Consider the following 19,912-nt stretch of genomic DNA (forward strand, 5'->3'; position numbering starts at 1 on the left):
ATTATGACATCTTGGCCACAAAAAAAAGAAACCGAAAAACTTTCGATTTCTTGGAGTCTCATGCCTAAAAATCAAGCTCCAGCTTCTTTCCAGTTGGCCTTAGCATCCTTTAAAATACCAGCCAAAGTTTTCTTTTCGAGTTCTTTTTCCATTGCCATTTGAACGTCTTCTAGGCTCTGATCCAAAATCCCATGGATATTACGTCCTACTGGACAGGATGGATTAGGATGTTCATGGAAGCTAAAAAGTTGACCGCTTGGTCCGATACTATCAACAGCATGGTAAACCTGTAGAAGGTTAATCTCCTCTGGTGATTTGACTAGTGTGGCTCCACCTGTGCCTCTTTGAACTGAAATCAAGTCTGCTTTCTTCAGTTGCGACAAGGTTTTGCGAATAATAACTGGATTAACCCCCACACTACCTGCCATTAAATCACTGGTTAGCTTAGTTTCATTTCCCTTATTTTGTGCTATAAGGGTCAAAATATGAACAGCAATGGTAAAGCGACTTGGAATTTGCATAACATAAACCTCCCATTTAATTGTATGATTTTCTTGATTATAACAGAAATTAAGTTGTAAATCAATGAGTTACAACATATAAAATCCTCTCAATTTAACCTAAAAAACAGATATCCTTTCACGGTCCTATCTGTTTTTTTGAGTTCTCATTTGTAACTAAAGCATTAATAATACGATTCTCACTGTGGCTCTAGCTTAGTTTTTTGCTTCTTACGGACACCTTGCCCTTCGATATGTTGTTTGACAAGTTCCACAACTTCATCATTGGTTGGTAAGTCCGAGTGCTGGGCATCTTCGCCCGTAACAGTGATTTCGGTATAGCTCTTTGCTTGATTCTGATAGATGTACTTCCCAGCTGAAACGCTAGCATCAGGAACCAACTCATCCGAGTCATAGGTGATAGTACCTGCTACCGAATAGACATGTAAGGTTGATGGGATATTTTTCTTGGCTGCTATGAAATCCGCCAGCATCACCGATTTATTTTTGATATTAGTTTCAGTGAAATTATAGGGCGTTCCGATAGTCATCAAAGAATTTATCTTGACATCGTAGTCGCTAAGATAATTTTCAATAAAGGCTGTATAAATAAGACCACCATTTGAATGTGCTAGGCCTTTGAAATTATTAAAATTATATTTATTTTGCAGGGCTTCAAAGGCCTGATTCATCATTTTGGCTTGTTTTTTGATATTGCTGTAGCCGTCGTTGTTATTTTCAAATCCGATAACAATAATAGGTTCATTGTCATTTTTCTTGATTTTTCCTTCAAAGGTAATACGCCCATTATTCCAAACCTTGACCTTGAGCAAGCTGTGCTTGGCCCCACGACGATCTTGATTAAGCTTACGCACTAGACCATCAAAACGATTTTCCGTAGCGGAACTCCCCGGAATCATGATAATAGGAGACAATTTCGAGTTGTAGAAAGTCTCAATTTCCTTGACATTTCTTTTGGTCCAGCTATAAGAAGGCACAGCTAAGCCGATGAGAAAGACAGCAACCAAAATAAAGACTAACTTCATTTTTTTATTGAGCTTCATTAGTTTCTCCTTCCTCTTTTAAACCGTGTTGTACCTTATTAGAAAGTCTTACGAAAGGAATAAAGATAGCGACATCAACCGCAAAACAAAACAGACTTACAGACAAGGCACGAAGGCTACCACCAGTACCGATAAAAGCATAGAGCAGGCTAGGGGTACCATCTGGTACAGGATAAACTGCCGCCGGCATAAGACGAAGCGCTAAAGCAATTGCTGCTATTCCCATGTTGACCATTGGTGCTAACAGAAAGGGAACCAGATAAACCAAATTAAGCAAAACTGGTACACCCACCATCAAAGGAGCGCCATTATTAAAGAGACTAGGGAAAACACTAAGAAGACTGACTTTCTTGTCCTTATAACTGGTTGAGGTTAAAAGAAGGGCTACCAAGAGAGCCAAGATTGATCCAACGCCAGCAACCAAACCGTAACTGTGATAAAGATTTGTCAGAGTAAAAAGATGGGGAAGCCCTGTCGTCGTATGATGGGAAACCGCATAAGTCAGATTTTCCAAAGCAAAGCTATCTTCAGCTATAGAATTGAGAGCGAAGGCTTGACTATTCCCAATCCAAGCAGAAAAAGTACTCAAAAGTCCCATCATAAAGGTTGAGAAAAGATGATTACCAGTGACAGTAATGGTCGATGTAAACTGTCTAATAGACTGAAAGATATTTTCCCGTTCACCAATAACCAATAGAATATTAAGTCCAATTGCCAAAATTAAGGACAAAAAAATGGGACGAACCGTCTTAGGCTGATAAATATAGTTCTTATCCACAATTTGGTCATCACTGGCTCTAGAAAATCGAAAAATCTGACCAACCAGATAACCCACGAAGATAGCCAACATAATATTAATCGAAGCCGGTAAATTGATACGTGTCAAATCGCCATCGTTTAGTGGAGACATTAGTAACTCTTGCGACCCTATAATCAAACTGACCAAAAGGGAAGTCACACCAGCCGTACCAGTACTTCTACCATAATGTCCAGCCGTGTATTTTCCAGCAAAATAAGTCGATAAGGGACCTGCTAATCCACCGAGAAAACTAGAAAGATTAATAAGCACCTGACCTGACGTCTTAAAGGCCGGAAGCCAATCAGAAACTGAAAAAAGTTGGTTAATATACCCCATCTCAGAAAAAACAGATAGTGAAATCACCCGAATAATCCCTGAAAATAGTAAAAAGGGGAATAGCGAAACCAAAGTTTTCTGTGTAATCTGAACAAAGCCACGCTCACGAAACCAGAGAAAACTTCGGATCAAATAGTTTGTCATAAAAGACTCCTAGAAAAAGGCCACACTCGCCCTTGTATTAAACATTCACTATCATTATAGCACAAAGGAAAGGGACTTACCTTAATCATGGGTTAAAGCAAAAATCATCACTTTCTCAATACTCCTAGCAATCACTTTCTTATTTATTTTTAGTTTTTTGAACCCTCTTTAATCATCACATACAAAAACCGTAAGCCCCCATTTTCGAGACTTACGGTCAATTATTTATTAAGCAAAAGTAGTCACATCAGAAGCATTCAAACGAACAGATTCGAAACCTTCTTCATTGGCCTTCCCAAGGGCAATGAGCAAGACTGGCACATGACGGTCAGCATCAAGTCCGAACGCTTTGGCAAGACCTTCTTTTTTATAGCCACCGATGGCATTGGTATCATAGCCGTATGAACGAGCGACCAACATCAATTGCATAGCAGCCAGACTAGCATCGATGTGAACAATTTCATTCATCACTTCGAAAGGAGCATTTTCATACATTGGTACAATGCTTGATAGTTGTTTCTCCTTGACCTCTTCGGGCATTTTTCCTTGCGCAACGGCCTTACCATAGATTTCTTCTGCTCTTTCTTGACTCTTCAAATCGGCAAAAATGAGAACCATGGCTGATGACGTTTCATTTTGTACACCATTGTAGCTGATAAAGGGTTTCAATTTTTCTTTGCCTTCTTCGCTATCAACGACAACAAAACGCCAGGGTTGCATGTTCACTGATGATGGTGCTGTAACAGTCTTGTCCAAGATTTCCAACATTTCTTCTCGTGGAATCTTGACAGAAGTATCAAAGTTACGAATGGAACGACGGTTATACACAATATCTGAAAAATCATTACTTATTACAGGCATCTTATGTCTCCTTTATTCAGGGTTAAAAAAAATTAATATAATCAAGATTATAACATAGGAGATTTTTTATCAAAAATAATTGCTACATAAGTGCTTAAAGATTGGTTTCCTTGAGTCCTAGTCGTTTCACTTCAGATGAATAATAAACCATGATGGTAATGAGGCTGAGTGTAATTAGCCAGATTGACTTAATATAAATGATGTGCATTAGAAGAGCTGATACAACAGCACCAACCACAAAACTGCCTACGACAAAGCCATAATTGACCGCCTGGCGACGATATTCTTTCTGATCCTCGCTACCCTGAATAACATAATAAAGTGCCGTCAGCATTCTTCGATAATTTCCTGAAGTCATAAAAATCACAAAGGGGTGATTTTCAATCTGACTACCGGTAAAAGTCTTCATCATAACACCTGCAGAAAAAGCGATAATCGGAAGCTCTAATAGGGCATTTGGTGTTAAAAATGGTAAAATGGCAGTCATCACACAAAGAGGAAGTAGACCATAAACACGCCAATAAGCATTCTTACGATGGTCTTTAAACCACATGCCAAAAAGAAAACCTAAGGTAAAGAAAAGAATAGAAAAGCATCGCAACATGTTATGGTACATGCTACCACTACGCCAGTCAGCAATTAACAGGAGAATATTCCCTGTCTGGGTAGCAACTAAACTATGGTAATACATATGACAAAAGACATCCAAAGCTCCCCCTGAAAAACTAAGCAAATTGGCCATCATACGTGTATTCTGAGGCAAAAGATTTCGAGACTCCATTACGTAACTCCCATCTATGAATAAGAAATGATAGTTTCATTATAGCAAATCTAAAGAAACACGCTAAAAAGCAACCCTCACGAGTTGCTTCTATCCTATTAAAAATTAACTGTATCAGGATCATCCTGAGTTTTAATGCCTTGAATCTTATCCAATACTGCCATATCTTCCTCTGACAAATCAAAGTCAAAGATATCCAAGTTGGCTTCGATATTTTTTGCTGTCACTGACTTAGGTAGTGGCAAGAAACCTTTTTGAAGGCTCCAACGTAAGGCAACTTGAGCAACTGATTTTCCGTTACGTTCAGCCACTGCTTCTACGTCTTCATTTCCAAAAATGCTACCAGTACCTAGTGGGCTATAGGCTTCAAGAAGAATGTCACGCTCTTGGCAATAGGCAACCAAATCTTCTTGGGCACAACCTGGAGCCAAAAGAATTTGATTGACATGTGGCACAATTTCAGCCGTTTCAAGGAGAGCATCAAGGTGATGCTGCATAAAGTTAGACACACCGATAGCACGCACCTTACCATCTTTGTAGGCTTCTTCCATTGCCTTCCAAGCACCTGCATTGCCAACCTTCCAAGCATCATTGTCACGAAGAGCCTTTGGATTAGGCCAGTGGATGAGCAAAAGATCCAAATAATCCACACCTAGTCTTTCAAGAGACTCGTCGATAGAGGCCTTAGCCAAATCGTAATCGTGCTTGTCATTCCAGAGTTTAGTCGTTAGGAAAATATCCTCACGCGCCACATCACTATCTGCAATCGCCTTACCTACAGAAACCTCGTTACCGTAGATTTGCGCCGTATCAATATGTGTGTAACCCGCCTTAAGTGCGAAACTAACGCTGTTATAAGCTTCTTCCCCTTCTGGAATCTGCCAAGTCCCAAAACCAATTTTAGGAATCGTAACGCCATTTGAAAGTGTATATGTTTCCATCCTGTTCTCCTTTTCAAGTTGTAACAGAATTATCTTAAAGGATATAAGATAAAATTGCAAAGATTTGCTACGGCTTGTTTGATGAATAGTTCCTTACTTCTTTTTCCGCTTCTTTTTAAAGACAACACCATTTTCTTTAAGGATTTCCATGCTCACCTTTCCAACTCCTCTAATCGCTGCTACTTCCTCTTCCGTTTTCTTTTTAAAATCTTTAAATTCTATTAAGCTATGTTGACGAAGTATACGCTCCACACTTATTGAAAGTCCTTGGAGGGCTTTGCTTGGTTCTATACTTTTTTCCAATTCTCTAATTAGTTTGTGCAATTCTGGATTTTTCTTTTTCGAAACATGTCTTTGTGGACGTTTTGCACGATATTTTTCGATTAACCAAGTAAAATAATATTCTGACTGGGACAGATCAACGACTTGATTAAAAACCATTAAAAGACTTTGCATACTATTGGCTTCAAATAAGATAGGGTTGACTTTAAGCGTTTCGGCAACTAGACGCTCTTCATCACCTTGTTCAATCATTTTTAAATAATTTTCGAACTCTGGATTTTTTGCATAGAGAAGATCAAAATAGAAATCCGCATCCTCACTATGTCCCGTCATTAGAGAGACCGTCATCATTGGTACTATCATCAAATCTTCTTCATGATATTCCATTTGCTCACATTCGAAAAAGCTTTTAGCCTTATCAAACTCCTCCAGATTACAATAGGTAGCCATCAATTCGTAACAGACTCCCATGTGATCTTGAACATCTATCTCTAGAATCTCTTCAAATTCCTTAATAGCAAACCGCTTCATACTGTTGCTTAAATAAAATTTAGCAAGATTATACTTCAAAGACAAATAAGGACGCTCGTCAAGATTAGCCCAGCCCATTTTTGGACCTTGATCCCACTTGGACCTTTGCTCTTTTTCTAAAGCAATTAGGCCTTTTAGATGTTCAAGTGGACTTTGAAAAGTTAAGAGCATCTGCTTAGCATCAAGATTTTCAGGATCTAGTTTTAAAGCTTCTGTCAAAAATTCCTGACTTCTCGAAGGATCTTCCTCGTGATAATGATAAGCCTCTTCAATGAGTTTCCAAGCTCTCTCCTGCTTTGAATCAGGGGAAGTAATCTCATCAAAAAGCCCTTGGTTGTATTGTCTTGCAAAATCTTCAAGAGCCATGTCCACACTGAGATACTCTGTAATATGTTCTTCTAAGAATGCTTCTGCTTTTTTTGTGAAGTCTTCAAAAGATGATGTCATCAATCTTCTCCAATCTATGTTTATTTCTCTAACTACTATTGTATACGTTTTCATAGAACATTACTATATTCTAAGTGAAATCAACAACCTCTTAAATTTTTATTGACAAAAATAGTCGCCAATCACAATACAGATAAGAATCCATAGAGTCTTATTTTTGGACATCTAGACTCAAAGTTGTACACTCATATTAGATAGAGTGCCATTGGACGATTAACATCAAGGCATAATCTTCAAGTTTCATTTAAAGCTACAAAAAATCATTAACGTCTTGGGAGTGGTTTAGTTCCTTTTCTATATCAATAACTTTAACTCACTTTTTCATAATTTTACTTGACCACTCCCATTTTTAAAGGAATTGAAAACTGAGTTAAATTTTAAAAGGAAACAGAGATCTGTTTCCTTTTTTCTTACTTCAAACCATGACAAAAGGAAACCCTTTCGAGTTTCCTTTATCATATATATCGTTGGAGGCAAAGTCCAATAATACTTTAGTTGAGTGGTTCAATCACGAAACTCAATTGATAGCTATCTGCTGAGCTAACCAAGAATTCGTCATGAACTGGAGCACCCCATGAGTCGTCACCACCGACACCCATTTGAGCAGCAAGAACTTTAATCCATGTAGCATCAGATTGTTGCAACTCATATTGATGACGAGCATTTTCAATTTGTTCAGTACTGTTACGCAAAGCACTGAATTCGAATGCCTTATTAAGTGCGGTGAATTTAAGACCATTATGGTTATCATCAGATACTGTAAATTCACGAGTACCATAGTGATTACCAGATTCTTGTGGCATTAGATATGGAGCAAATGTCTTTTCAACAGATGTTTCATATCGACCAAGATAGGCACCAGGAAGTTTATCAAGGTAGCTTTCTTCTGCACCGTATCCATAATAGCTTAGGTTTGTAAATTGTGAACCGATAGCAAATTCTAGACCAAATTCAGGGAAGTTTGGCAAACCTGCTTTACCATCATAGTTTGCAGTAACAAAGATTCGACCCTTGTAATCAATTTGATAAGTCACCTTAACTTCGACATCAGACAAGCCAGGCAATTCATGAACATAAGTCACTTTAACAGAGTCATCTTCAATTTGAATTTGAGTATCTGTAACCTTACTATAGTTTCCAGCAACTTTCCAGCCTGCCATTTCGAATGGATATCCAGCACCACGATCGTTGTCGGTGTAAGCACGAGTAAAGTTAAGTTTAGGACCTTTCTCAATGAATTCAACACCGTTATACTTAGCAGATACTAGCGTATTTTGTGCACGTGAAAGCAAGATAGAGAAGTTTTGTCCTTGAATTCCGATGTTGAAGTCGCCTTCAACAACATTCAAAGGTGCTTTAACTGGTGTTTCAGTGCTAATCTTTTCAGCAACATATTGACCACGAATAATTTCATGTCCTTTTGGAGCCCATTCAGTTGCTTCATTCTGAACACAAGCAACTTCATAAATTCGTTCAGCATTTGAAGCTCCAACAGCGAATTCTACTGGGAATGTTGCTTCTTCACCTGGTTTAACATCAAAGTGATATTCACTTTCGCTAACTTTTCTACCATCTTCGTAAACTCTAGCTAGGAAAGTATAAGCAGAAAGATCTTCAAAGACATTATCATTCTTGATAGTTACTGATTTTTCATCAACAGCAATCTTAATATTAGAGTAAAGATGTTTAACTGTTTGAAGTTTTGGAGTTAGGGTACGATCTGCGAAGACAATACCATTTCCACAAAATTCGTAGTCAGAAGGTCTATCATGCCAGTCACCACCATATGATAGAAATTCGCTACCATTTGGAAGTGGTTTGTAAATAGCTTGGTCAATGAAGTCCCAAATAAATCCACCTTGGTATTCTGGATATTTCTCTAAGTCAGTGTAGAGTTTCAATCCACCACCAGAGTTACCCATTGTGTGCATGTATTCACATGAAATATAAGGTTTTTGAGGATTGTTAGTGAGGTATTCTTCAATATCAGCTGGTTTCGCATACATACGACTTTCGATGTCTGTAATGTAATCAAATTCACGACACCATGTAACACCTTCATAGTGAACTGGACGAGTATTGTCAACACTACGGAAGTAATCAGCCATGTCAGCAATATCTTTACCAGCATATGATTCATTACCACAAGACCAAATGATAACACTAGCATGGTTCTTATCACGTTGGAACATGTTATTGGCACGATCCAAACAAGCAGGCAACCATTCTGGTTCACTAGCTGGGATATTCCATGAAGGTTCGCTTAGACCAAGTTTTTGCCATGTACCGTGTGTTTCAAGGTTGGCTTCATCGATAACATAAAGTCCATATTCATCACACAATTCATACCAACGTGTTTGGTTAGGATAGTGAGAAGTACGAACAGCATTGATGTTATGTTGTTTCATCACTTTGATATCCCAAAGCATATCTTCTTCAGTGATACAACGTCCTGTTCTAGCGTTAAATTCGTGTCTGTTAACCCCTTTAAAGACAATTCTCTTACCATTCAAAAGCATGAGTTTATCTTTAATTTCGAAGTGTCTAAATCCAACCTTAACTGGAACGACTTCAACAACTTGGTCATCATCCAAAACATGAAGGGTCAAATTGTAAAGTTTAGGACTTTCAGCACTCCAAGGTTTGATTTGCAAATCTTCAAGACTTACATATAGTTCACCGTCAGCATTAACAGATGCATCACCTTCTGTAACGATGCCTTCATGATCTGAAAGAACATATTTAATTTTCTTATCTTCGTAATCACCAACAGTCTTCAAATCAATATCCAATTGACCTGCTTTTGTTTGGTAATCATAATCTCCCTTAACAAAGAGATCTTGAACGTGAACTTTTGGAATAGCGTACAAGTAAACATCTCTGAAAATACCGTACAGTCTCCAGAAGTCTTGGTCTTCCAACCAGCTTGCTGTAGAGTAACGATAAACAGCTACCGCCAACTTGTTATCACCTTCAACAAGGTAATCACTAATTTCAAATTCACTAGGTGTAAATGAATCTTCACTGTATCCTACGAAGTTACCATTGACCCATACAAAGATGGAAGTGGCAACCCCTTGGAATGAGATAAATACTTTTTTATCTTTTAATGCATCATTCAAGGTAAAATGTTTAACGTATGATGCAACAGCATTTGATTCTTGAGGAACTTGAGGTGGACGAAGGAATTCTTTACCATCCCAAGGATATTGGGTATTCACATATTGTGGAGAACCAAAACCTTGAAGCTCTAAATGACCTGGTACATTGATGAAATTCAAATCAGTTTCATCAAATTCTGTTTTATAAAAGTCTTTTAAAACTTGATTTGTATTCTGAGCATAGTGAATTTTCCATTTTCCATTAAGAGATTGTCTTAACTTCATCTCCCCTTCAGAAAATTCTGCAAGAGATTCAAAATACTTATGATCTGAGTGAGCGTCAACAGTATTAACGCTAACAATCTTTGGATCGTTTAAGTAAGTTTGAATTTTTTCAGTCGTGTTCATAGATTATTCTCCTTTTTTGAAGGTAATAACTTCAGACAAAGCTTCTACCTTTTCTCCAACTTCTTGTTCAAGATGGAAAGCACTGAATTTTTCTGAATTAGTTACAGTGACAAGTACTGTGTCATCAAGACCATTTTTCTCAATAATTGGTGACCAGAACTCAAGAAGTTTATCTCCAACTTCAACACGATCACCTTGTTCTACGTAACTAATGAATCCTTCACCTTTAAGTTTAACTGTTCCGATACCAACGTGGATAAGAACAATGACACCATCTTCACTTTCAATACCAACTGCATGGCGAGTAGGAAGAACTTGACGAATGGTACCACTAATTGGTGCAAAGACAGCTCCATCAGTAGGTTTAATGGCGAAACCTTTACCCATGCTACCTGAAGCAAAGTGTTCATCATTAACACTTGAGAGGTCAACCAAATGACCAGTTGTAGGGTTTACAAGAGATACGACATTAGCTTTTACTTCATTTTCAGAAGTTGCTACGCTAAAGCGATGTTCCAATTCTTCAACAATTTCAGCGTGACGTGCTTCAGTCAAAGTGATTTTACGAGCAATAATGAAGGCTCCGATAAGCATTGCTGCTGCTGGGAAACCAAACATGCTAAGCTTAAAGATAGACTGTTGATGTGTTGTAATTGTTGATGCTGAGGCACCTGTTGTCATACCAGCAGCTACGGCAATTGTAGAAACAAGCCAGTTTGACATCGCACCACCAAGTTTATCAACAAGTGGACGAACTGACAAAGTAAGTGATTCATCACGGTGTCCCAATTTCCATTGACCATATTCTACTGAGTCAGAGATAATCATGAGGATAACAAGGAACACAAGAGGTTGTGGAATAAAGAAGAGTTCAGCAGCAGTCAAGATCATTGGAAGTGATGTTCCTGCAATACTAAAGATTCCGATACCACCGAGCATTACTGCAATACATCCATAGAACAAACGTTTACGGTTGAATTTACCAGCTAGGCTAGGGAAGAGTGAAACTGAAACCAAACCAACAACTGTATTCAATCCGTAAAGGATTGAGTATTTCCCTGGATCACCAAGGATAAATGTGAAGTAAAAAAGTTGAAGAGCATTAAGTGTATTAATACCAAGACCATAGAACCAATATCCGAGAGACAACCACATCAATTGGTCGTTTTTACCAAGAACTTTAAAGACTTGTTTAAGGCTAGTTTTTTCTTTGTTATCACGAAGTTTTGACTCAACTTCACGTGTACCAATACCAACAGCAATTGATGTAATCACACCAATGAGAGCAACGATAAATGCAAACCAGAACCATCCAGATTTATCTCCAGAGCCACTACTGTTCGTCATAGAGAAGAACAAAACGATTGGCATGATGGCAACACCTACAATATTGGCACCAATCGTAGAACCAATACGGGCAAAAGTTGCCATTTTTTCACGTTCATGACTGTCAAGAGACAAGGCAGGAATCATTGACCAGAAACCGATATCTTTAATTGAGTAGAAGACATCCATTACAAGGTAGATAATTCCGAAAAGTACAAGGTACAAGAAAGGATTTGTTTTATTCAAACCACCTAAATCGGTGAAGAGAAGCAACAAGGCGATAGAACTGATGATACCACCACCAACTACCCATGGTTTGAATTTACCATACTTAGTATGAGTGTTATCAATCATGTTACCGATCAATGGATCGATAAATACTTCCAAGATACGCAAAATAGCGATGATGTTAGTAATTAATAGTACGTAGTGACTATTTTGCTTTGGATCACCTGTGTTAAACAAGTGAGTTGTCACAAACATGATAAAGTATGTTGACAACGTTGCATAGAAGACGTCGTTACCAAAAGCACCAGCTGAATAGGATAGACGAGACTTCATTTGACCTTTAGATTTTCCCATTACGAAAACCTCCTGTTAGTTGTTTTTTTGAATACGCTTACATTATATAAGTATTAGTTTAAACCGTCAATAGTTTTAGTGGTTTTTTACTAAACTTTTACTAAAACATGGTTATTTTGATGAATTAAAATATTGGAAACCGATTTCATAGCTTACACTATGACCCTCCTCCAAGATGATATCTCCAAAATCTGTATGATTAACGGCATCTGGGAGTGTTTGAGCTTCCATAGCTATAGCTTCTCGTCCTTTTGCAATTGTTCCTCGATCTCTCGCAAAGTAAATATTATCCTCTATAATATCCATAGTATAAATAACTAAACCATTTCTGTTAGAGAAGATTTCAATACCATCTCCGCTTTCTTTGTCATGCAAAATAGCTACTTCTTTCACATGATCACAAGTTTCCCCTCCAACTACAAAGGCATCATCAAAACCATTATTTGCTTCAATTCGAGGTAGCAAGTCAGTTGTCTTTCTGAAATCATAATTCGTTCCATCTACATTAATTTTTTGTCCTGTTGGAATTAACTCAGAATCCAACTCTAAACGATAGTCTGAATAGATTTGTAACTCATGACTTGATAAATCCTGTTTGTCGCTAAGATTAAAGTAAACATGGTTTGTCGGATTAAAGACTGTTGACTCTGTAACATCGAAGGCTTCAAAGAGTATTGTTAAGCGGTTATTATTGTTAAGTCTATAACTAATAGAGACTGTAACATCACCAGGAAAGCCATCTACACTTGAATAAAGTCTTCTAATAAATTTTGTCTCAACATATTCATCATTCAGGTTTGTGACATAGTTCCAATTTTGAACCTGCATTCCTTTTGGACCGCCATGTAAACAGTTTTCTCCCTCATTCTTAGGAAGGCTATAAAGAACCATATCATGAGTATACGAAGCTTTTCCGATTCTTCCAGCAACCCTACCAATGGACTGGCAGGCACATAAATTATTCTTATAATAATCCTCGTAATCACTGAAACCAAGTACTATATTTTTAAGAGCACCAGTTTCCGTTGGAACCAAAAACTCCTGAAGTGTAGCACCTGTTGTGAGTGTGGAAATGACAACACCATTATTATTTTCCATTGAAATTTTACTGACATCGCCTGAATCAACTTTTCCAATAATTTCGCAGTTTATTTTCATATTATTTCCTCAAAAAACAAAGAGTACAATAATTATATATACTCTTTGACCCTTTGTTTATTATTTTAATTATCCTCGATCATCGTACCCTTTTGGATGGCTAGAATGCCATGCCCAAGCACTTGCGATGATTTTTTCGATGTTATCAAATTGTGGTTTCCATCCAAGAACTGTACGTGCTTTTTCAGATGAAGCAATCAATGTATCAGGATCACCAGGACGACGATCAGCTTTTTCAGCTGGAATTTCTTTACCAGTTACCTTACGAGCGGCTTCAAGAATTTGAAGGTTTGAGAAACCTGTTGATGAACCTAAGTTAAAGGCTGTAGATTCATTACCTTTACGAAGATATTCAACAGCAAGGAGGTGAGCATCAGCCAAGTCAAATGGGTGAACATAGTCACGAACATTTGTACCATCTGGAGTGTTGTAGTCATCACCAAAAATCATGATTTTTTCACGAACACCTTGAGCTACTTGAAGGATAATTGGAAGAAGGTGAGTTTCTGGACCATGGTCTTCACCGATAGATCCATCAGGTTTGGCACCAGCGACGTTGAAGTAACGAAGTGGCACATATTTAATACCATAAGCTTTATCAGACCACTTCATGATAGTTTCCATCATCAACTTACTTTCACCATATGGGTTGATAGGATTTTGTGGTGTTGTTTCAAGAATTGGAATTTCTTCTGGGATACCGTAAGTTGCTGCTGTTGATGAGAAGACAATGTATTTAACACCGCATTCGTTCATAACTTCAAGCAATTTAACCATTCCAGCTGTATTGTTATCAAAATATTTGAGTGGTTTTTCCATTGATTCACCAACCAATGAATAGGCCGCAAAGTGAATAACGGCATCAACATCAGGATTTTCTTTGAAGACCTTTCTCATAAAATCTTGATCAGAGAGATCGCCTTGGTAGAAAATAGCATCTGGATGTACGGCAGCACGGTGACCGGTTACCAAACTATCTACTACTACTACTTTTTCTTGACCTTTTTCAACTAAGCGATCAACCATGTGAGAACCGATATAACCAGCTCCACCTAATACTAAAATTGCCATTTCTTATCTCCTTTCTTCAGAAAAAACAATTAATCAGCTAAATTTACAAAATCTACAAATGCTTTAAACTGATCTAAGCCTTCACTATTAGTCTTATAAACACCTGCATCTTCTAGTACACGAGCAAAGATATCTGCAACAGATTGTCGAACAACTTCTGTCACTTCCTCAGCCGTAACATTCGGATTTTGAGCTTTGAGTTCATCTGCCCATTCTTGGTGAATTGGAGCAACTTGCTTACCTTGACCCAATAGATAATCTTCAACATCTTTAAGTTCTGTTTTCAAACGAGGTGGAAGAATGGCCAATCCCATAACTTCAATCAAACCGATGTTTTCTTTCTTAATATGTTGAACATCTTTATGTGGGTGGTAGATACCGTCTGGATGTTCTTCAGAAGTTTGATTGTCACGAAGAACCAAATCCAATTCAAATTTGCCGTCTTTTCTACGAGCAATTGGGGTAATGGTGTGGTGAGGTTGTCCATCAGACTCAGCCAAGACACCAGCTTTTTCGTCTGAATAACCACGCCAACAATTTAAAATTTTGGTTGCAAGAGCAATAAGTCTTTCCTTATCTTCACTTCTTAAACGAAGAACTGACATAGGCCAATTAACGATACCAGCCTCAACATCAGAGTAACCATCAAAACTAACTTTTTCTTTAATGCCTGCTACTTCCATTGGGAAGGTATGGCGACCACCTTGATAGTGTTCATGTGTAAGAATCGAACCACCTACAATTGGAAGATCGGCATTTGAACCTGCGAAGTAACCAGGAAATGCTTCAACAATTGATAGGAGACGACCAAACGTCAATGGACTGATGTGCATTGGTTCGTGCTTACTATAAAAGAAGATAGAATGTTCATTAAAGTAAGCATATGGTGAATATTGGAAGCCCCAGTCATTTCCTTCCATTTGGAAACGAATAACACGATGATTACTACGTGCTGGGTGATTGATGCGACCAAGATAACCTTCATTTTCCATACAAAGTTGGCATTTTGGATAATCAGAAGCTACCGCATTTTTAGCAGCAGCGATGGCTTTTGGATCTTTTTCAGGTTTTGAAAGGTTAATCGTAATTTCCAAGTCACCGTATTTAGTTGGTGCTTTATATGCAATATTTTGTGCAATGGCTTTGACTTTCACATAATCATTTCGTTTACTTTGTGCATAAAAGTCAGCAATTGCTTGCTCTGGGTTAGATTTATAAGTATCCCAGAAGTTACGATTGACAAGGCTAGGGCTTGGTGTAATCAAGTCCATGAGTTGAGCACCGATGATATCTTGTTCTTCATTAAGTTCACCTACAGAACCAGCTTTAACACCTGCTTGAAGCAACTGGTCTTTAAGGTCAATCAATTCAGAGCTATCTGTTTCAACATCAGAAACTCCTTCTCCAACCAAAGCAAAAACTTTGTTTGTCAAATAGATACGGTCCAATTCCTCATAATCACTATTTTCAATAACCTGAGTTACAAAAGTGTTTACTAAATTTTCAGCCATAATCTCTACTTCTTTCTCATTAATCAAGTACTCGTGAACCGCCAGCTACTTCAGCGATATAGAAGCTTGGTGCATAACCAACGACTTCTTCATAACGTTGACCAACTGCTTTTTTGAAGTCTTCAACTTTGTCTTTGTTTACAAGTGCGATGGCACATCCACCAAATCCCGCTCCTGTCATACGAGCTCCAAGGACACCTTCTTGTTCCCATGCTGTGTGTGCCAAAGTATCAAGTTCAAGACCTGTAACTTCGTAATCATGCTCCAATGATACGTGAGAAGCATTCATAAGACGACCAAAGCCTTCCAAATCTCCTGCTTCAAGAGCTTTACGAGCTTGAAGTGTACGTTGATTTTCAAGAACTGCGTGACGGGCACGTTTGATACGGTTTTCGTCTTTAATCAAGTAGCTGTATGCATCAAATGTCCAGAGGTCCAATTCTCCAAGTGTTTGGATATCAAGTTTTTCTTGGAGTTCAGATACTGCTGTTTCACATTCAGCACGACGTTCATTGTATTTAGAATCAGCCAATTCACGACGTTTGTTAGTGTTCATGATAACAACAACATTGTCTTTAAGGTCAAGTGGTACCAAGTCATACTCTAAAGTATTTGTATCCAAGTAAATCGCACGTTGATCAGCTCCCATACCAATAGCGAATTGGTCCATGATACCAGAGTTAACGCCGATAAAGTCATTTTCAGTCTGCTTACCGATTTTAACCAAGTCAAGTCGTTCCAATTTAAGGTCATAAAGTTTTTCAGCAATAACACCAATCAATAATTCCAAAGATGATGATGATGACAAACCTGATCCATTTGGAATATTACCATAAATGTAAATATCCATACCTGAATCAATCGTATGACCAGCTTCTTGCAAGAAATGAAGAACACCTTTTGGATAGTTTGTCCAGTTGTGTTCTTTTTCAAAACGAAGATTTTCAAGTGGTACTTCGATGATTCCCTTATCTTCAAAGTTACCTGAGAAAAAACGCAAAACTTTGTCATCACGTTTGCGGGCCGCTCCGTAAGTACCTAGAGTAATAGCTGCTGGGAACACATGTCCACCGTTGTAGTCTGTGTGTTCACCAATCAAATTAATACGACCTGGAGAAAAGAAAGTATGGTCTGCTTCTACACCAAAAACTTCTTTAAACTTTTCTCTTAACTGTGATGTCTTCATAGGATGTACCTCGCTTATTCTTTTTTACACTAACAGTGTAACCCCTTTCGCAAGGAAAATCAATATTTTTACTGTTTTTTAGTAAAAAATAGGTAAAATTTTAGAATTTATGGTATACTTTGGATGAAAGGAGAACAATATGGCTACATTAAAAGATATCGCAAAATTGGCTGATGTATCAATCGCAACTGTTTCACGTGTTCTCAACCAAGATGAGAGCCTCTCCGTTACTGAAGAAACCAGGCACCGTATTTTAACTGCGGCAGATGAAATCGGATATACCAAACATAAGAAAATCGGAAACTTGAAAAAAGAAAAACATCAAGTGGCAATTATCCAATGGGTAAGTGAGGAAGATGAGTTAGACGATCTCTACTACTACAACATTCGGCTTGGAATTGAAACAAGAGCCCATGAGCTAGACTACGAGATGCTTCGTTATTTCAATGACATTCCTTTTAGTCTCGCTGAAGAAGTCATAGGTATACTTTGTATCGGAAAGTTTAGTCGTGAACAGATTACTGAATTGGAATCATTGGGTAGATTACTGGTCTTTGTAGATAGTGATACCCTACTTCAGGGACATCCTTGTGTGACAACTGACTTTGAAAATGCTGTTCAAACGGCACTAAGTTATCTCACTGAGCAAGGGTGTAAGAGCATCGGTCTTTTAACAGGGCAAGAAAAAACAACGGATTCAACTGAAATCGTTCCGGAGCCTCGTTTACGTTCTTATCGTAACTACTGTATTGAAAAGAGCATCTATGACCCTCTTTTGATTCTTTCAGGTAATTTTACAGTTCAATCTGGCTATGACCTTTTAGCCTCTAAAATAGCAAGTGGTACACCCCTACCAGATGCCTACTTTGCTGCTAGTGATAGTCTGGCTATCGGTGCTCTTAGAGCCCTTCAGGAAAATGGCATTAATGTCCCAGAAGATATCCAGATTATCTCCTTTAATGACACCAGTCTAGCCAAACAAGTTTATCCGCCACTTTCTAGTGTCACTGTCTACACCGAAGAAATGGGACGAACTGCCATGGATGTCCTCAATAAACAAGTCTTGGCTCCAAGAGAAATCCCGACACTTACTATGTTGGGCACTAAACTGACTCTGAGAGAAAGTACGAAATAACAACTATTTAATAGATAAAAAGTGGTCGCCAACAGTTAGTTGACAACCACTTTTCTTTTTATTTCACTTTCACACAAATAGCATCCCAGGCTTGGAGTTTGCCTTGGTCTTTAATTGGCTCTAATTCGGTATTTGCAATGACAACTTCTGCTCTTTCGAAATCATAACAGAAGTCTTGTTCTTGGTCTGATAGGTTGACTACAACCAGATAACTGCTATCTTTGGTTTTCCGAATATAAGCAAAGACTTTGTCAGCAGTCTCTAAAAGTTCAAAGTCAGCATCAATTAGCCAATCCTGTGTTTTACGAAGCTCAACCAGTTTCTGATAGGTATAGAAAATCGAATCTGGATTGGCCAGGGCTGATTCAACATTTATGTCCTTATAGTTTGGATTAACAGGTAACCAAGTCTTATCCGATCTGCTAAATCCAGCATTTTTAGACGTATCCCATTGCATTGGTGTTCGAGCATTGTCACGACCCACCTGGCGGATTTGGTCCATGATAACTTCTATCGATGCCCCTTTTTCGAGAGCTTCTTTGGCATAGTTGAGAGATTCAATGTCATTCAATTCTTCCAAAGTTCTAAAAGGATAATTGGTCATGCCGATTTCTTCACCTTGATAAATGTAAGGTGTTCCTCTCATCAGATGAAGGAGGATAGCCAAGGCCTTGGCTGACTTCTCACGATAGACACCAGTATCTCCCCACATTGAGAGAATACGAGGCAGATCATGGTTATTCCAAAAAAGTGAGTTCCACCCTTGTCCCAACTCTAACTCGGTTTGCCATTTATTAAAAATAGCCTTAAGTGCTGAAACATCCAACTCCTTCTCATACTCCCATTTAGGGCTATCTGGCTTATGCTGAAGTCCAATATGTTCAATCTGGAAAACCATGGAAAGTTCTTGATTATCTGGATTTGAATACTGTTTAGCAATTTCAGGTGTTGCTCCCCAGGTTTCACCAACGGTTAGAAGGTCGTGCTTTCCAAAGCTTGCCTGGTTCATCTCCTTGATATAATCGTGAAGTTTTGGACCGTTTGTATCAATCAGTTGATCTGGGATCTTACCAATCATATCAATCACATCCATGCGGAAACCACCGATTCCCTTATCAATCCAGAAATTCATCATGTCATAAACTTTCTGGCGCAACTGTGGATTTTCCCAGTTGAGGTCTGGCTGTTTCTTACTAAAGAAATGCAGATAATATTGCCCTGAGGTCTCATCATATTCCCAAGCGGAGCCACTAAAGATAGACACTAACTCATTAGGTTTGTCTCGCCAGATGTAGAAATCTCGTTCAAGACTTTCTGGATTTTCACGCGCTTCGATGAACCATGCATGCTCATCAGACGTATGGTTAACCACCAAGTCCATAACAATTTGAATATCACGCTTCTTGGCTTCCGCCAAAAGCTCATCCATGTCACTCATATCCCCAAAAATATCCGCAATAGCCTCATAGTTAGCAATATCATAACCATTGTCGTCCATTGGACTGTCATAGACAGGCGAAAGCCATAGGGCTGTTATTCCAAGCTTTTGCAAGTAGTCTAACTTACTGGTAATCCCCTTGAGGTCACCGATGCCATCACCGTTGGAATCCATGAACGACTTGGGGTAAATTTGATAAATCGTAGCTTTATGCCACCAATGTTTTTGCATGATTCTACTCCTCGTAGTTATTATTATCGTGAGTCTGATAGTTCTATTTTACGTTTTTCTAGAAGTTATGCAAGCGTTT

Annotated in this window: 15 protein-coding genes; 1 reads left to right on the top strand and 14 read right to left on the bottom strand. The window is 38.3% G+C overall.

What is annotated here, in order from left to right; genetic code table 11:
* Positions 1–71: 71 nt before the first annotated feature.
* The 13 genes from A6J31_RS05730 to A6J31_RS05790 all read right to left on the bottom strand — a co-directional run bounded on the left by A6J31_RS05730 (position 72) and on the right by A6J31_RS05790 (position 17,029).
* Positions 72–521: an Rrf2 family transcriptional regulator gene (locus A6J31_RS05730; protein WP_049528026.1), complete on the bottom strand. Its 450-nt coding sequence runs from the start codon at positions 519–521 to the stop codon at positions 72–74.
* Positions 522–700: 179 nt separating this feature from the next.
* Positions 701–1,564: an alpha/beta hydrolase gene (locus tag A6J31_RS05735; protein ID WP_080610657.1), complete on the bottom strand. Its 864-nt coding sequence runs from the start codon at positions 1,562–1,564 to the stop codon at positions 701–703.
* Complete coding sequence (locus A6J31_RS05740) at positions 1,551–2,843, bottom strand: PTS sugar transporter subunit IIC (protein WP_080610658.1); 1,293 nt, start codon at positions 2,841–2,843, stop codon at positions 1,551–1,553. Before A6J31_RS05740 ends, A6J31_RS05735 begins: the two co-directional genes overlap by 14 nt.
* A gap of 228 nt (positions 2,844–3,071) precedes the next feature.
* Entirely contained in the window at positions 3,072–3,704 is a 633-nt protein-coding gene (locus A6J31_RS05745; protein ID WP_045772302.1) for a nitroreductase family protein, read from the bottom strand.
* A 94-nt stretch (positions 3,705–3,798) separates the two neighbouring features.
* Entirely contained in the window at positions 3,799–4,485 is a 687-nt protein-coding gene (locus tag A6J31_RS05750; protein ID WP_080610659.1) for a YoaK family protein, read from the bottom strand.
* A gap of 98 nt (positions 4,486–4,583) precedes the next feature.
* A complete protein-coding gene (locus A6J31_RS05755) occupies positions 4,584–5,426 on the bottom strand; it encodes an aldo/keto reductase (protein ID WP_080610660.1) in 843 nt (280 codons plus the stop codon).
* Between the two features lie 93 nt (positions 5,427–5,519).
* Entirely contained in the window at positions 5,520–6,686 is a 1,167-nt protein-coding gene (locus A6J31_RS05760; RefSeq protein ID WP_225791581.1) for a hypothetical protein, read from the bottom strand.
* 491 nt (positions 6,687–7,177) lie between these two features.
* The gene (locus A6J31_RS05765) at positions 7,178–10,195 is read right to left on the bottom strand and encodes a glycoside hydrolase family 2 TIM barrel-domain containing protein (protein ID WP_080610661.1); all 3,018 of its coding nucleotides are present in this window, start codon (positions 10,193–10,195) and stop codon (positions 7,178–7,180) included.
* A 3-nt stretch (positions 10,196–10,198) separates the two neighbouring features.
* On the bottom strand, positions 10,199–12,103 hold the full coding sequence (locus tag A6J31_RS05770) for a PTS sugar transporter subunit IIA (protein WP_080610662.1): 1,905 nt from the start codon (positions 12,101–12,103) through the stop codon (positions 10,199–10,201).
* A gap of 111 nt (positions 12,104–12,214) precedes the next feature.
* Complete coding sequence (locus A6J31_RS05775; protein ID WP_070575692.1) at positions 12,215–13,261, bottom strand: galactose mutarotase; 1,047 nt, start codon at positions 13,259–13,261, stop codon at positions 12,215–12,217.
* 69 nt (positions 13,262–13,330) lie between these two features.
* Complete coding sequence (gene galE, locus A6J31_RS05780) at positions 13,331–14,332, bottom strand: UDP-glucose 4-epimerase GalE (protein ID WP_002888050.1); 1,002 nt, start codon at positions 14,330–14,332, stop codon at positions 13,331–13,333.
* Positions 14,333–14,361: 29 nt separating this feature from the next.
* Positions 14,362–15,843: a UDP-glucose--hexose-1-phosphate uridylyltransferase gene (gene galT / locus A6J31_RS05785; protein WP_080610663.1), complete on the bottom strand. Its 1,482-nt coding sequence runs from the start codon at positions 15,841–15,843 to the stop codon at positions 14,362–14,364.
* Between the two features lie 19 nt (positions 15,844–15,862).
* Positions 15,863–17,029 carry a galactokinase gene (locus tag A6J31_RS05790; RefSeq protein ID WP_002888055.1) on the bottom strand — a complete coding sequence of 389 codons (1,167 nt, stop codon included), beginning with the start codon at positions 17,027–17,029 and terminating at the stop codon, positions 15,863–15,865.
* A 139-nt stretch (positions 17,030–17,168) separates the two neighbouring features.
* Between A6J31_RS05790 and A6J31_RS05795 the strand changes: the two genes are divergently transcribed.
* Entirely contained in the window at positions 17,169–18,164 is a 996-nt protein-coding gene (locus A6J31_RS05795; RefSeq protein ID WP_080610664.1) for a LacI family DNA-binding transcriptional regulator, read from the top strand.
* A gap of 58 nt (positions 18,165–18,222) precedes the next feature.
* Here A6J31_RS05795 and dexB read toward each other — a convergent pair whose 3' ends face one another.
* Positions 18,223–19,833 (bottom strand): glucan 1,6-alpha-glucosidase DexB, encoded by a 1,611-nt coding sequence (dexB, locus tag A6J31_RS05800; RefSeq protein ID WP_080610665.1) that lies wholly within the window; start codon positions 19,831–19,833, stop codon positions 18,223–18,225.
* Between the last annotated feature and the right edge of the window lie 79 nt (positions 19,834–19,912).

Source organism: Streptococcus sp. FDAARGOS_192 (assembly GCF_002073815.2).
In the GTDB taxonomy this organism is placed as follows: Bacteria; Bacillota; Bacilli; order Lactobacillales; family Streptococcaceae; genus Streptococcus; species Streptococcus salivarius_H.